General features: G+C 40.7%; 9 protein-coding genes. 7 read left to right on the forward strand and 2 right to left on the reverse strand.

Annotated elements, in window-relative coordinates:
- Both AC37HE_RS05830 and AC37HE_RS05835 read right to left on the reverse strand, forming a co-directional pair.
- A partial coding sequence (locus AC37HE_RS05830) for a 3'(2'),5'-bisphosphate nucleotidase CysQ family protein (protein WP_500781852.1) occupies positions 1 to 653 on the reverse strand: 653 nt, incomplete at its 3' end.
- Between the two features lie 212 nt (positions 654 to 865).
- On the reverse strand, positions 866 to 2,518 hold the full coding sequence (locus AC37HE_RS05835; protein WP_500781853.1) for an ABC-F family ATP-binding cassette domain-containing protein: 1,653 nt from the start codon (positions 2,516 to 2,518) through the stop codon (positions 866 to 868).
- Positions 2,519 to 2,708: 190 nt separating this feature from the next.
- Between AC37HE_RS05835 and AC37HE_RS05840 the strand changes: the two genes are divergently transcribed.
- The 7 genes from AC37HE_RS05840 (at position 2,709) to AC37HE_RS05870 (ending at position 15,928) form a co-directional block, all read left to right on the forward strand.
- Complete coding sequence (locus AC37HE_RS05840) at positions 2,709 to 4,166, forward strand: aminoacyl-histidine dipeptidase (protein ID WP_500781854.1); 1,458 nt, start codon at positions 2,709 to 2,711, stop codon at positions 4,164 to 4,166.
- A gap of 341 nt (positions 4,167 to 4,507) precedes the next feature.
- A complete protein-coding gene (locus AC37HE_RS05845) occupies positions 4,508 to 5,113 on the forward strand; it encodes an RNA polymerase sigma factor (RefSeq protein ID WP_500781855.1) in 606 nt (201 codons plus the stop codon).
- Between the two features lie 22 nt (positions 5,114 to 5,135).
- Positions 5,136 to 6,350, forward strand: coding sequence for a FecR family protein (locus AC37HE_RS05850; RefSeq protein ID WP_500781856.1), 1,215 nt, complete (start codon positions 5,136 to 5,138; stop codon positions 6,348 to 6,350).
- Positions 6,351 to 6,512: 162 nt separating this feature from the next.
- Positions 6,513 to 9,767, forward strand: a complete 3,255-nt coding sequence (locus tag AC37HE_RS05855) for a SusC/RagA family TonB-linked outer membrane protein (protein ID WP_500781857.1) — start codon at positions 6,513 to 6,515, stop codon at positions 9,765 to 9,767.
- Between the two features lie 192 nt (positions 9,768 to 9,959).
- Complete coding sequence (locus AC37HE_RS05860; protein ID WP_500781858.1) at positions 9,960 to 11,117, forward strand: FecR family protein; 1,158 nt, start codon at positions 9,960 to 9,962, stop codon at positions 11,115 to 11,117.
- Positions 11,118 to 11,266: 149 nt separating this feature from the next.
- Positions 11,267 to 14,332 (forward strand): SusC/RagA family TonB-linked outer membrane protein, encoded by a 3,066-nt coding sequence (locus AC37HE_RS05865; protein ID WP_500781859.1) that lies wholly within the window; start codon positions 11,267 to 11,269, stop codon positions 14,330 to 14,332.
- A gap of 12 nt (positions 14,333 to 14,344) precedes the next feature.
- On the forward strand, positions 14,345 to 15,928 hold the full coding sequence (locus AC37HE_RS05870; protein WP_500781860.1) for a SusD/RagB family nutrient-binding outer membrane lipoprotein: 1,584 nt from the start codon (positions 14,345 to 14,347) through the stop codon (positions 15,926 to 15,928).
- Positions 15,929 to 16,235 lie beyond the last annotated feature (307 nt).

Here is a 16,235-nt window from a genome sequence, read left to right on the forward strand (position 1 = left end):
AGTTGGGGATAAATGTCGGCTTTCCCTTCAGCAATCAGGCATATTTTTAATGCACTGCCCATATTCACGTATTCAATTTTTCGGGTTTTCTCACGAAGTTTGTTAAAGTATTCCTGAGTTTCTGCTGTTTTGAAGGTTCTGCTACTTATGATTTTTAAACTTTTCGATCTTGCTTTCACAGGGAGACGGGTGGCTGTTTTTGTCAATTCGGTAAGCTGAATTGTTCCTTTTGGGCAAAGCGCTTTCCAGGCTCCCGTTTCCTCGGATCCCCAGTATATTTCGCCTGTCAAAGGAGCATAAATTACGCCTAGTTTGGCTTCGTTATTTTCAATAAGAGCGATGTTTACGGTAAACAATCCGTTTCGCTTAATGAATTCTTTCGTTCCGTTTAAGGGATCAACCAGCCAAAATTTGTTCCAATTCTTGCGGGTCTCGTAGTCAATGTTTTCGCCATCTTCACTAAGTACCGGTAACTGACTTTGAGCCAAAGTTTCAATTATTGCCCAATGGCTGTTCTGGTCAGCGTTGGTTTGCGGGGTTAGGTTTGGGCGCATTTCAACATGTAACCGGTAATGACGATTGTTATAGATGGCCAAAATTTCTTGTCCTGCATTTAATGCTGCTTCAATTGCGTAGGATAAATATGTGTACATAATGCTGAAAATTTTAATTGCTTGTCATGTACTCTATCCATCGGTGGAATCAATAACCCTACTTATGTGAAGGAACTTTTTTCGGTTTTAAACCTTTTTAACTAATCAATAAGGTGAATTTATTTTAATCCATTGGGGGTAAGGGTAAACAAAAAGAGGTTGACTTCTGCAAGACAACCTCTTCATATTGATGTGTATTTTTATTCTGCTGGTTACTTCGCGTAACGTTCCAGACGATTTGCTTTAATCTTTTCGTCTGTCAGGTAATCTTCAAAGTCCATGTACTTATCAATTACACCATCAGGAGTTAAGTCAATTACGCGATTACATACTGATGAGATAAATTCGTGGTCGTGAGAAGCCATCAGGATTTGTCCCGGATAAACTTTCATATTGTTGTTGAACGACTGAATTGACTCCATATCCAAGTGGTTAGTCGGGTGATCCAAAATAATCGCATTGGGGTGTTCCAGCATCATGCGGGAAATCATACAGCGCATTTTTTCACCTCCGGAAAGCACTTGAACATTCTTTTGAAGGTCATCGCCCGAGAAAAGCATTTTACCCAAGTAGCCGCGCAGAAAAGCCTCGCTGGTATCGTCAGAATATTTCCCAAGCCACTCGTAAAGTGTTTCTTTGTTTTGAAAATAATCGGTGTTGTCCATTGGTAGGAATGCCTTTTTAATGGTCACTCCCCATTCGTATTCACCGGCAGTAGGTTCCAGTTCTCCGTTAATAATTTTGAAGAAAGCAGTCATGGCCCGGTTGTCCTTGCCTAAGAAAACAACTTTCTCTCCATTTTCGATCGTGAAAGTTGCATCTTTGAAGATAAGCTCGCCATCTACTTCGTAAGTAAGTCCTTCAACCCGTAAAATACGGTCTCCGGCCTGACGTTCGGGTTGGAATATAATTCCCGGGTAACGACGTGTTGATGGTTCAATTTCTTCAATATTCAATTTGTCCAGCATCTTTTTACGGCTGGTCGTTTGTTTCGATTTGGCAACGTTGGCGCTAAATCGGCTGATGAATTCCATCAACTCCTTTTTCTTTTCTTCAGCTTTCTTGTTGGCTGCAGCTTGCTGACGAAGAGCTAACTGGCTCGATTCGTACCAGAAGGTGTAGTTGCCGGAGAATGAGCGTATTTTTCCGTAATCGATATCAATGACATCGGTACAAACATTATCGAGGAAGTGACGGTCGTGGGAAACAACAATCACCGTATTTTCACAATTACTCAGGTAGTTTTCCAGCCACAAAACGGTTTCAAGGTCAAGGTCGTTGGTTGGCTCATCGAGTAACAGGTTGTCTGGATTGCCAAAGAGGGCTTGTGCCAACAAAACACGAACTTTGGCTTTGGCTTCCATATCTCCCATTTGGGAGTAGTGGAAATCTTCCTTAATTCCCAATCCACTCAGCAGCATGGCTGCGTCGCTTTCAGCATTCCAGCCGTCCATTTGTGCAAATTCATCTTCCAGCTTTGCTGCCAGCATGCCGTCCTCTTCTGTAAAATCAGTTTTTGCATACAAGGCTTCTTTTTCTTTCATGATTCGCCACAACTCTTTATGTCCCATTAAAACAGTATCAAGAACTGTAAATTCGTCGTAGGCGTGGTGATCTTGCTTTAGCACCGAAAGCCGTTCACCCGGTCCCGTTGTAATAGAACCTCGGGTTGGCTCAAGTTCGCCCGATATAAGGCGTAAAAAGGTTGATTTACCTGCACCATTGGCACCAATAACTCCGTAGCAGTTACCCGGTGTAAACTTCAGGTTTACATCGGCAAACAGAGGTTTTTTGCTGAATTGAATTGCTAAATTTGAAACGGTTATCATATCCGGAATACTTTCATTATCAATAGAGGGGCGCAAAGGTAATAGTTTTGATGGCTTTATTAATCCTTGTGGATTAATTTATCCTTAAGTTGTTGTCTGCTTACGCTATTGCGGCCCTTCTGGTATTCTTTCCGAATTGATGGCTTTAAAATTTGTTCTTCACTTTTATGCATTAACTTTGACGGGTAACCGGAAGGAAATTCAGGAAGAGCGTTAGAATTGAATTATGAAAAAATTAGAAAAGTTAAATCCGCAGTCCTTGTGGAATTATTTCGAATCTATTTGTCAGATCCCGCGACCATCAAAAAAGGAAGAGCGTATTCGTGCTTTTTTGCTTGATTTTGCACAAAAACACGGATTGGAGTCTAAGACTGATCAGATCGGTAATGTGCTGATTTGTAAGCCAGCAAGTGAGGGGAAAGAAAATGTGCCAACAGTGATATTGCAGGCTCATATGGATATGGTTTGCGAAAAAAATACAGATAAACATTTCAATTTTGATACGGATGCCATTGTGCCGGTTCTAGACGGCGAATGGGTGAAAGCAGACGGCACAACATTGGGTGCTGATAACGGCATTGGTATTGCTGCGCAGATGGCTGTGTTGGCGGATAAAGAACTGGTTCACGGACCAATTGAATGCTTAATTACGGTTGATGAAGAGACTGGCTTAAGCGGAGCTTTTGCTTTGGAACCGGATTTTTTAACCGGTAAAATACTGCTTAACCTGGATTCGGAAGATGATGGCGAAATTTTTATTGGTTGTGCAGGTGGCATGGATACTGTTGCTGAATTGGATATCGAAAAAGAAAAAACACCGGGAAAATCGTTTGCGTTGAAGATCATCGTGAAGGGACTTTGGGGAGGCCATTCCGGTGATGATATTCATAAAGGTCGTGGCAATGCGGTTAAGATACTTGCTCGCTTTTTGTGGCAGGCTGTTCGAGACTTCGGAGTCAGGATTGTTGAGTTTGATGGTGGAAATCTGCGTAACGCGATTGCCAGGGAGGCTTCGGCGACGATTATTGTGCCTTCGGTTCAAAAGGAAAGTCTTGTGGCCGAGCTTAATATGTTTGCTTCGGACGTTGAGTTTGAGTATGAACGAACTGAGCCTAATTTGGTGATCGACCATAATTCAACTGTCCTGCCAGGTAAAGTGATGACTATGTCGAGTCAGGAAAAAATGTTGAATGTTTTGCTGGCTTGTCCTCATGGCGTTCTGGAAATGAGTACCAGAATGAAAGACATGGTTGAGACTTCCACAAATCTGGCCTCCGTGAAATTTACCGACTCTGATAAGGTTATAATAACGACAAGCCAACGAAGTGAACTTGAGAGCCGAAAAGTAATGGCTGCTCAAATGGTGCGTTCGGTCTTTGAGTTAGCTGGAGCCGAGGTTAAACACTCTGACGGCTACCCGGGATGGACACCCAATCCGAATAGCTATATTGTAGGAGTTGCTGCTGAGTCGTATAAAAGACTTTTCGGGCAGAAACCTGTTATTCGTTCTATTCATGCTGGATTGGAATGTGGCTTGTTTTTACAGAAATACCCCGATTTGGATATGGTTTCTATTGGTCCGACTATCCGCAATGCGCATTCTCCGGATGAGCGAATACATATTGAAGCAACTGAGAAGTTCTGGGCACATTTGATCGATATTTTGAGTGTAATTGCATCATAGGCAAGTGTTGTAATGAATTTTGTGGTGCTTTGGTGTAATCTTATTGTTTCTCGAATGTTTGTTTTTGTGTCATTTTGTTCGTGTTAAGGGAATGTTTCGTTGAGGAATGTAATTGCATGTTTGCGGACACATCTTTGATTGTTTTGTTGCTAAGTTGATTAAATTCCTATAAATTCACGGCTTTCGACAGGCTACAGTATTTTTAGGTTTAATGTGAAAGTGCGAGCTTAGGTATTAAAAAAAGAAGGATATCAAATGCTTAAGTTTTCTACAATTTTTATTAGCTTATGTCGGTTGTGAGGTAACATGAAATCATTCTGACAATAACGTAAAAACGGTTTATGCTCAACGAGGGGAATCACGATTATTATCTCTGGAAACGGATTAAAGCCGGAAATGCAGATGCGTTTCAGGAGCTGTATGATAATTATGCTGATGTGCTCTTCTCGTTTGGAATGGTATACAGTAAAGACCGTGAAGTGGTAAAAGATTGTATTCACGATTTAATCTTCGATTTGTATAAATACCGGAAGAATCTGGCCGAGAATGACAATATCCGCAATTATCTTTTTAAATCGATGAAGCGCAAAGTGTTGGCTTCGGAGAAGAAAAAAATGCGGATTGTGTATTCTGATACTTTGAATCAAGATGCCGAAAGTAAGCAACAATTTGTGGATCAGGACGATTCTGAGGATCAACAAGAGCAATTAAGCCAGATAAATCGGTTGATTGAGCAATTGCCGGAAAAGCAGCGTGAGATCCTTCATCTCAAGTTTCAATTAGAGATGGCTTACCACGAAATTGCAGCAGTTATGGATATTTCGGTTGAATCAGTTCGTACCTCAGTTTACCGTTCGATAAAATCTATTCGAGAACAGCTTGACGGAAAAGATTTTATCCTTTTCTTTGTTTTATTGAAAAATGAATGTCAATTAACCAAATACTAAGACTAACCTTGTTTGATCATTGATGGGCGAGAATCGTGAAAATAGAAATGCAGAAGATATTTTGGCAGACGATTTTTTGCGTCAAAAATTGAATGTAGATAAACCTACTTCTAAGGATAAAATGTCTGATGACGAGCTTCTTGCTGTTGATATTCTCGATGTATTGGTGGCGAAGCGAGAGCGGATTTCGATTCGGGAACGTGATGAACTCGAGACTCGTATTCAGGCAAGTATCAGACAGCAACGTTTTAAGCGCAAGATAACATGGGGATCTGTGGCTGCTGTTTTTATTTTGTTGGTCGGGCTGACACTTTTCTTTAAAATATCAGATGAATCGGAGATAAGGCAGTTCGCATCGAATGTTGCTATTCATCCAACTGCCAATACTCAGCTTTATTTAAGGAAAGATAGCTCTATTGAGATTGATGCACAGAATTCAGCAATCTCTTATTCTGCTAATGGCGAGAACGTGTATATCTCGTCGAATGATAAATCGGTTGTTTTACCCAATAGTCAGACAGGTAAGACTTCAGCCGGTTTTGATGACAGTTACAGTATGATTGTGGTGCCTTATGGCCGAAGAAGTTGCGTGACACTTCCGGATAGTTCTGTTGTTTGGTTGAATTCGGGATCAAAACTTACCTATCCGGTGCATTTTAAGTCGAATAAACGTGAAGTTTTTCTGGAAGGGGAAGCATTGTTCGACGTAAGTCATGATGCCAGTCGCCCGTTTTTTGTACTTACACATGATGTTAATGTCCGTGTTTTGGGGACTGTTTTCTGTGTTAGTGCTTATGCCGAAGATAAACTTGTTAGCACGGTATTGCAGAAAGGCTCAGTTGAACTTAGCTACAAAAGTGTCATCCCCGGATTTTCAGGAAAGGCAAAAATGGTTCCTGGGATGAAAGCCGATTACAATGTGGATGAAAAATCATGTACTCAGTATGCTGTTGATCCGAAGGATTATACCTCGTGGAAAGATGGATATTTGAGTATAAAGAATGGGACATTGGAAAGTATTGGAAAGAAATTATCTCGCTATTATAATGTTCAAATCGAGTTCGAAGATCCGAGCTTGAAATCGGAAACTTTTTCAGGTTATCTTGATTTGAAGGGTTCAGCCATGGAGGTTTTGCAGATGATCACTCAAATTTCGGGCAGTGAGGTTGAAAAACGGGATGGTAAGCTTTTAATCACAGGAGGTGAGCGTCCTCAATCGGAGGAGAAAAGAAACTAATCGATGACATTAATAGTATGTGTGGCATCGATTTAAAAATATGACACTTAAAAGCGGAAAATTTTATCGCCGTGTTAAACTGAATTGAGGTGATCTTGTTCTATGTAACTGAATGTGCAATTTTCTGTGTGCCTATATCGTATGAAGTTAAAAGCGTTATTCTTGCTGCTCTTTTTGTTCGGTGCTTCATTTTTATTGCAAGCGCAGGACAACAGAATTACGGCTCATTTCAGGTCTGTAAGTCTGAAGAAAGTCTTTGAGCTTATACAGGAGCAAAGCGAGTATATCATTTTTTACAACGACCAGCAAGTTGATTTAAAACACAATGTTAAGCTTCAGGTTGATGGACAGCCTGTTAGTGATGTGTTGAAAATGGTATTGGCAGGCACCGGCCTCAATTATAAAATGTTCGATCGGCAGATTATCATTTTGAAGGAAGAAAAGCAAAAAGGTGATCATGCTTCCGGTTCCAGTAGGGATACCGATAAAAAAATCGTTGAGGGAAAAGTTACCGATGAAAATAGCAATCCTTTGGTTGGGGTTTCAGTTGTTATTCCAGGCACGACTTCAGGAGTTACAACTGATTGGGAAGGAAAGTACCGAATAACAATACCTGCTGATACACCCTTCCTCTCGTATTCATATGTTGGAATGAAGAGCGTTCAGGAGAATGTTAGCGGAAAAACAGCGCTTGATGTTGTTTTGCTGGACGATGATTTTGGTGTAGAAGAAGTTGTGGTGTCAGCTTTGGGAATACAGCGTGCGGAGAAGTCGTTAACCTATGCAACGCAAACTATTCAGTTCGATGATATTGGCAGCCGGGAATTTAGCTTTGTCAGCGGTCTTTCTGGAAAGGTTTCCGGCATGGAGGTTAGTCGTAGCGCTTCCGGATATGGGGGGTCTTCCAAAATTATTCTGAGAGGCAACAAATCACTTTCTACATCAAGCGAACCTCTATTTGTGATTGATGGAATTCCAATGGTCAACAGCAAAGGAAGGCAATTAGGACTGTTTGACGGAGGTGACCAGGGAGATGGACTGTCGCAGTTAAATATCGACGATATTGAGAGTATCACCGTTTTAAAAGGTGCCAATGCGGCAGCACTATACGGGAGCCAGGGGGCTAATGGTGTTATTTTGATCAATACAAAGCATGGTGAAGTTGGACCGCTAAAAGTTACGCTGAGTTCGTATATGACTGTTGAATCTGTTCGGGATTTGCCAGCTCTTCAATATGATTATGGCGCTGAAGGTGGAGCTGCAGAAAGTTGGTCGTATGAAAAAGGAAATTATGCGAAAGGATACGTGAAAGACTTTTTTCAAACGGGGACGAACTTGGTAAACACCTTAACATTGAGTGGCGGGAATGAACGGACAACTTCGTATTTATCGGTTTCCAATACTTCGTCACAGGGGGTAATTCCGAAAAACAGGTACGACAAAATTAACCTGACATTTAGGCAATCGAGTAATTTGTTGAATGATCGTTTAAAGTTGGGATCTAATATTATGTTGATAAACGAGCAAGCGGATAATAAGTACATGGCCGGCTATTATCTGAACCCGTTAACCGGATTGTATCTCTTCCCCAGGGAACGGGATTTTTCGGAGTATGCGAAAAATTATCAGGTGTTCAATACCGATCGAAACATGTATCTGCAAAACTGGTTTGTCGAGGATCATTTTCAGTCAAATCCATATTGGATCGTAAATAATGAACCGCGAGAAGATTTGATTAAGCGATTGATTGGGAACGTGAATGTTAGTTTCCGTTTTAATGATCATTTTGATTTGTCGATGAGGGGAAGTTATGATTATGCCGTGAAAACGTACGAGGAAAAGCATAAAGCAGGCTCTAATATTACGAACGTTGATGCGAATGGTCGATGGGTTTATACCAAGATAAACGATGAGCTGATCTACGGAGATGCTATCCTGTTTTATAAGAACAGTTGGAAAAAGCTCAGAGTTAATGCAATTCTTGGAACGAGTTACCAAAAAAGTACGCTTGGCCAAGGTTTAACAGTTGATACCGGAACCATAGGTCTTAAATATCCCAATGAGTTTTATTTTCAGAACATCGATGATAATGTGATGGTCAATTCGATATTAAGCAGTCGTTTGATAAAGGAAGCGGTATTTGGCAATTTACAATTGAACTATGATGATAAGGTGTTTCTGGATTTTTCGGGTCGTAACGATTGGGCTTCCAGTTTATATGGTACCGGAAATGATTCCTACTTCTATCCATCGATTGGCTTGAGCGGAATTGTTACAGATATTTTAAAGTTGCCGGCGTTCATTAGCTATGGTAAGTTGAGAACTTCGCTTTCGTTGGTTTCCAACGAAGTCCCTTTTAACCGTGTTAATCCGCAGCACACCATTAATCGGGTTGGAGTCGTTTTCAACACGTCTAAGGCGTTTGATAATCTTAGACCCGAAAAAATCAGAAGCCTCGAGCTGGGGACTGATTGGAAGTTTTTTGATAATCGTCTCGGACTTGATTTTACCTATTATAGTTTGATTAGTCGGGATCAGTTTATAGAGTTACCGGCACCATCAGGTTCGGGATACTCCACCTATTACGTGAATGCTGGGAAAGTGACCAATGATGGGGTGGAATTAACGGCATACGTGAAGCCGATAAGAACCACGAATTTTGAATGGTTGACAACAATTAACTATGCCGAGAATAGAAACAGGATTGTCAGATTGCATGAAGAATTGAAAGATCCGATTGTACTTTCTGAGAATGAAGGTTATCAGTTAGTTATTGACAAAGGTGGTTCGTTTGGAGACATTTACGTTTACAAGTTCCTACGGGATGAAAATAACCGGATTTTGTTGAATGAGGATGGCAGTATACCCAGAAGCGAAAAGCCGGAATATATTGGTAATTCAAATCCACGATGGAGTATGGGAATTAGTAATCGGTTTAGCTATCGTAACTTTTCGGTCGATTTCTTGATCAACGGCAAATTTGGCGGAAAAGTTATAAGCCAGACAGAGTCGATGCTTGATGGCTATGGCGTAAGTAAACGTTCGGCAGTAGCGCGCGATAACGGTGGTGTTTCTATCAATGCTGTGTTACCCGACGGAACCTTAGTCAATAAGATTGATCCCCGGCTATATTACACCACTGTTGGCGAGCGAACAGGAATTAAAGAGGTTTATACTTATAGCCGTGATAATATTCGGCTATCTCAGCTTCGATTTTCATATCTCTTATCCCCGGAAAAGGGGTGGGTGAAACATGTGCAGCTTTCTTTGCTTGCACAAAATTTATTCTTCTTCTATAAAGATGCCCCTTTCGATCCGGAAGTTACCCTCAATACTTTAAGTAAAGATCAGGCAATCGACAGCTTTACTGTTCCTTCAACCCGTTCGGTTGGTTTAAATATTAAACTACAATTCTAAAAACTCACAGTTCAAACACGAAAAATTGAAAAAAAATATTTCATGTAATGTGTTGATGTATAGGAGTTTGTTTCGGCATTGTTAAAGTTTGATAAAAAAAGTTGCAATTTCTTGTCTATGTTTTTCTCCATCGGTGCTTATGGTTTATAAATGATCGGGAAACTGACATTTTTGAGCTATTAAATACCGATAATGGAGAAAAGAACAAATAAAGCAGAAGATATCTTGACAAATGACAGACTTGTCGCTGAAATTGCAGACAAGGAACAGGATTTTGTCAGAGGTTCTGAGGATAAGCAACTAATGCTTGCCGTCAGAATTTATCGTGCTTTGTTTAGAAAGCGGTCGGTACTAGGGAAGACGCAAAAGGAGGCTTTAGGATTTAAGATTGACCATTCGATTCATGCATACAAGCGTCGTATTAATATTTACCGTTTTACCGCGGTCGCTATATTTTTAGTTCTGTTAGCGGTACCTGCACTTCTCGTTTTAAACAGCAAATCCGATTTAGCTCGTTATGCTCAAACCGCTCCGGATGTTAACTCTACTGAGAATACCCAATTGTTATTGGCCGATCAGAAAGTGAATATCGACAAGCAGAAGTCAAGCATTGAATATTTAGATAATGGTAATTCCATTCAGATTGATGCTAATGAGCAAACTAACCAGGCAATGGTTAGTGGCAAAGTTGCTTTAAACACGCTGATTGTACCTTATGGAAAACGGACTACAATTACGCTGTCCGATCAAACTAAAGTATGGTTAAACTCGGGTTCGCGTTTAATCTTTCCTGCTGCATTTACAAAGAAGAACAGGGAAGTGTATTTGGATGGCGAGGCCATTTTTGAAGTTGCGCACGATAAAGCACATCCGTTTATTGTTTCAACCCGTGCAATGGATGTAGAGGTTTTGGGAACTGTATTCAACCTTAGTGCTTACGGCGATGATTCTTTAATTAGTACCGTCTTGGTTAAAGGGACCGTTGAACTGACATATGGAGGTAACCCCTTGTTGGGACGGTCAAGTTCGCGCATGACTCCGGGCATGCTGGCTAGTTTAAATACGTACACCAGCGATTTCGAAAAACAGAAAGTCAATACACAATTATATACCTCCTGGCGCGACGGATATTTAGTATTCGAGCAACAACCATTGGGAGACATTGCAAAAAAAATAGCTCGATACTACAATGTAGAGATTGTATTTGAAGACCAAGCCCTGGCGGGCGAAACTTTCTCCGGGAACCTGGATCTGCAGAATTCAGCTTTTGATGTGCTGAATGTTGTTGCAGAGATTGTGAATGCCCGGATCCGACAAAAAGATAATCAGTTAATCATTTCTAAAATTTAAAGGCGATGAATAATTCCGTAATGGATCAAATTCTTTTTGGCAGTAATATGAAATGTGTGCGGTAACATTTTATTAACAAAACAAATTTCAAAACAGATATACATTTCCATGAATCAAAAAGTATTCATCTTTTAAAAATTGAACAAACTATGAAGAAGTTGTCCTTATTATTATTTGTGCTCGTCCTGTTAGGCACAGTGTCTGCAATGGCACAAACAACCGTATCAGGGCGCGTTGTCTCAGAAGGAGACAATGAACCACTGCCAGGCGTGGCTGTGTTAGAGAAGGGTACCAACCATGGTGCAGCAACCGATTTTGATGGTAATTTTACCTTTAATCTGGAAAAACCAGAGGGAGCGGTCCTGGTTTTCTCGTTTATGGGATACGAACCACAGGAAGTTCCTGTTAATGGAAGAACAAACATTGATGTGGTACTGAAAAGCAACAACATTGCAGTAGACGAAGTTGTTGTTACTGCATTGGGTATTAAGCGTGAAGCAAAAACCCTGACTTATTCATCCCAGGAAGTTAGTGGAGATGACATGATGAAAGCCAGAGATGTAAACTTTATGAGTGGTTTGAGTGGTAAAACTGCAGGTTTGGAGATTCGTAAGAGTTCTTCAGGTGCTGGTGGTTCTACGCGTACAGTTTTGCGGGGTAGTAAATCCGTGAATTCTGTAAGTGATCCGCTTTACGTTATCGATGGTATTCCGATGGTAAACAACAAAGGTGGTCAATCAGGTATGTGGGGTGGAACTGACGAAGGTGACGGTCTTTCTCAGTTGAACCCGGACGATATCGAGAGCATCAGTGTATTGAAAGGTGCAACTGCAGCTATCTTGTATGGTAGCCAGGGAGCCAATGGTGTTATCATCATTACAACTAAAAAAGGAAAAGAAGGTAAAACATCAGTTTCTTTCAACTCAAGTGCAATCTTTGAGAGTGTTATTCAAACACCAAAACTGCAATTCAAATATGGTGCTGAAGATGGTGCAGCAGAAAGCTGGTCTTATACTCCGGGAAACTACGAAAGCAACTATGTTAAGGATTTCTTCGACACAGGGTATAACCTTGTAAATACATTGAGCGTTAGCAGCGGTAATGATAAAATGTCGACTTATTTCTCTTATGGTAATACTGGCGCTGGTGGTGTTATTCCAAATAACAGCTACCAACGTCATAATATTACCTTCAAGCAATCAGCCAAAATGCTTGATGATAAATTGACATTGACATCCAACGTGATGTTGACTTCAGAACGTACAAAGAACCGTGCAACAGCCGGTTACTATTTGAACCCATTGACTGGTTTGTATTTGTTCCCACGTAGTGGAGCTACACCTTTGAGTGATTCAAGTTTGGGTGCTCAGCAGTTTTCTTATTACAAAGACAACTATCAGTACTTCAGATCTGATCGTAACATGGACTGGCAAGAATGGTTTGTTGAAGGAGATCACTTTCAGTCGAACCCATATTGGGTAGTCAACAAACAACCACGATTGGACATGACTAAGCGTGTAATTGCAAGTTTGAATGTAGAGTATAAAATTACAGACAAATTGAAATTCCAGGCTCGTGGTAGTTACGACTATGCGAATAAATCATTCGACCAAAGATACTATGCAGGTAGTAATAAAGTAAACGTTTCAACCAATGGTCGTTGGAGCTATAAAAAATACAACGATAAGCAGCTTTATACTGATGGTATTTTTACTTACCAAAACGACTTTGGTGATTTGAGCTTGAATGCTGTTTTAGGTGCCAGTTACCAGGAATCAGTTTATGGCGATGGTATCAGCGTTGACAACGGAACAAACGCACTTCGTTACCCGAATGAATTCTACTTCCAGAACATTCCTTCAAATGTGGCGGTTCAGTCAATTTACGGTGGTAAAGAAATTAAAGAGGGTGCATTTGCGAACTTTCAATTAGGCTATAAAGATATGTTGTTCCTTGACTTATCAGGACGTAACGACTGGTCTTCGAACCTGGCGTTAACAGGTAACGAATCTTATTTCTATCCTGCTGCCGGTATTACCGGTATCTTGAGTCAAATGGTAAAATTGCCCGACTTCATTTCTTTCGCGAAAGTGCGTGCTTCTGCTTCTCAGGTTAACAACGAAGTACCTTGGGGCTTAATTATGGTTAATCATAGTATTACAACAAGTGGTGTTGCCCGGAATACTGTGAAACCTTTTACCGATGCAAAACCGGAACAATTGGTTAACTATGAATTAGGTACTGACTGGAGATTCTTCAACGGTCGCTTAGGACTTGACTTTACATACTACTATATTTCAAGTACAAACCAAGCCTTGTCAAGACCTCTATCCGGTTCACAACAAGATAATTACTATACCAGCGAATGGTTTAACGCCGGTAAAATTGTAAACAAAGGGGTTGAAATTGTATTGAATGCAAAACCTGTTTCAACCAAGAACTTTACTTGGAATTCAACTTTGAACTTTGCAAAAAACAATAATAAAGTTGTTGAATTGTATCCTGGCGAACCAGATAAATATATCGACTTAGGTTCTTCTGAAAGATACTACTCTCGTGTTTATACTGGTGGTTCTATCGGTGATATTTACGGTACTAAATTCAAAAGAAACGATGCCGGTCAAATCATGTTGGATGAAACAACTGGTGCTCCTTTGAAAACGTCAGCTGATACACCTAGCTACCTTGGTAAAGCAGATCCAAAATTCAGCTTGGGATGGAGCAACAACTTCGATTACAAACAATTCAGTCTGAGTTTCTTGGTTAATGCAAAAATTGGTGGTAAAGCATACAGCCAAACTGAAGCAATTTTGGATTCTTACGGTGTAAGCCAACGTACGGCTGATGCTCGTGATCAAGGTTATGTAGCAATCAATGGTATTCAAGGTTCAACTGCTGTAACTCAAATCGATCCTCAATTGTACTATACAACTGTTGGTGGTCGTAACGGTATCACTGAAGCTTATTTGTATGACAGAACAAACATTCGTTTGACTCAGGCTGCTCTTACATATGACTTCAATGTCCAAAAATTGGGATTACCTTTACAAAAGGCTTCATTCTCAGTTGTTGGAAACAACTTGTTCTTTATCTACAAAAAAGCACCGTTCGATCCTGAATTGAGTATGAGTACTGATTTACAATCTCAATCATTGGATAACTTCAGTGTTCCTGCTACAAGAACTTATGGTTTCAATCTTAAAGTAACATTCTAATTCTGGAGAATCATGAAAAAAATACTATTCATATTTATTGTCGCACTTTTTGCCAACGCCTGTACCAATGGCTTTGAAAGTGCAAACGTGAATCCCTACGAGATTACCGATGCCTCGCTGACTCAGGACTTCAATCATATCGGTTCGTTCTATCCTTCGTTGTTGGATAATATCTTCGGTCATCAAATTGAAGAAAACCTGGTTGCAGAGTCGTATTGTAACTATATGGCAACTCCGACTCCTTTCGTTGGAGGTGTGAATAACACGACTTATTATATTACCTGGAATACATACTGGGATCGTATTTATAATAGCTTGATGGCACCAGCCAGCCAGGTTATTGATATCGCTCAAGCTGGTGGTTACGATGTATTTGTAGCCTGGGCTAAATTGATCCGTATTTTGGGGATGTCTCGTTTGACAACCTACCATGGTCCGGTAATCTATTCAACTTACGGACAAGAAAATTCAAGTTACGATAGCGAACCAGATTTGTATAACGCATTCTTCAGCGATTTGGATGATATTCAAGCTGTTTTTGCTGCAAATCCAGACTATACAGGTTTAGCAAAGTTCGATGCAAGCTTCAGTGGAGATGTAACAGCATGGGCTAAGGTGGTGAATTCAATGCGTCTGCGTTTAGCAATTCGTATTTCAGAAGCAGATCCTGAATTGGCAAAAGAGCAAGGTGAAAAAGCAATTGCAGATCCTGCCGGTTTGATCACAACCAATGAAGATAACTTTTACGTTTCTGAATACGGTCATGATATGTATTTAGCGATTATCTGTTTTTCTTGGGGTGACACACGTATGTCAGCAGCTATGGAATCATTCCTTGTTGGTTTGAAAGACCCACGTATCGATCAATATTTCCAACCGGCTACAACCGATGAGTCTGTTTATTCAGATCACCCGGATTATCCCTACAAAGGTATCCGTAATGGTGCAAGTTTAACTGCAAAAGGTGATCACACTTCATATTCAATGATCAACGATCGTTTCGCAACGAATACCTCTCGCCCGTATATGTCAGCAGCTGAAGTTAATTTCGACTTAGCTGAAGCAGCTTTACGTGGTTGGACTGGTGCTGGTGATGCCGGTACAGATTATGACGCTGGTGTTCGTGCATCTTTTGCTGAGTGGGGCGCAGGCGGAGTCGACGCTTATTTGGCAGATAGTACAAGTACACCAATTGATTATAACGATGCTGTTTACGATAGTAAAGGTGATGGTACCATCAACGACTTCACTTCTCGTTCAACAGTAACAGTAGCTTGGGACGATGCAGCAACTAACGAACAAAAGCTGGAAAAGATCATCACCCAAAAATGGATCGCAGGGTTTACAAACCCGAACGAACCTTGGGCTGACTTCCGTCGTACCGGCTATCCTAAATTACCTCATGTGTACCAAAATTCCAGCAACTCAGACTGGGGTGTTATCGCAGCTGATCAATGGATCAAACGGATGCCTTTTGTTACGTCAGAACGCACCAATAATGCCGATGGTGTTGCTGCTGCTGTGGCGACCATGAAAGGTGGAGATTTAATTAGCACGCCGTTGTGGTTTGACACTGAGAGTGGTTCAAACTTCTAATAGATAAGATGACTAATTTGTGGAAAGCTCCCTTCGGGGAGCTTTTTTTGTTGGTTGCGGAACCAAACTGCAGCAGTTCGCGAAGCAACTGCAGTGGTTCGCTGGGGAATTGCGGAGCCTGGAATGGCATTTTAAGTTGTTTGTGAGGTGTTTGTGTATCGTTTCCTAATCTTTTTACCTGGCTCAACAGCAAATAACCAAAGAATGGACCGCCAAACCACCCAATTGGGGGCAAGTAAAACAAGAATTAATCATCAAATTTGGAGAACGATGCAAAGTAAAACTATAGAAGTACACAAAAATAAAT

Source organism: Mangrovibacterium sp. (assembly GCF_059905295.1).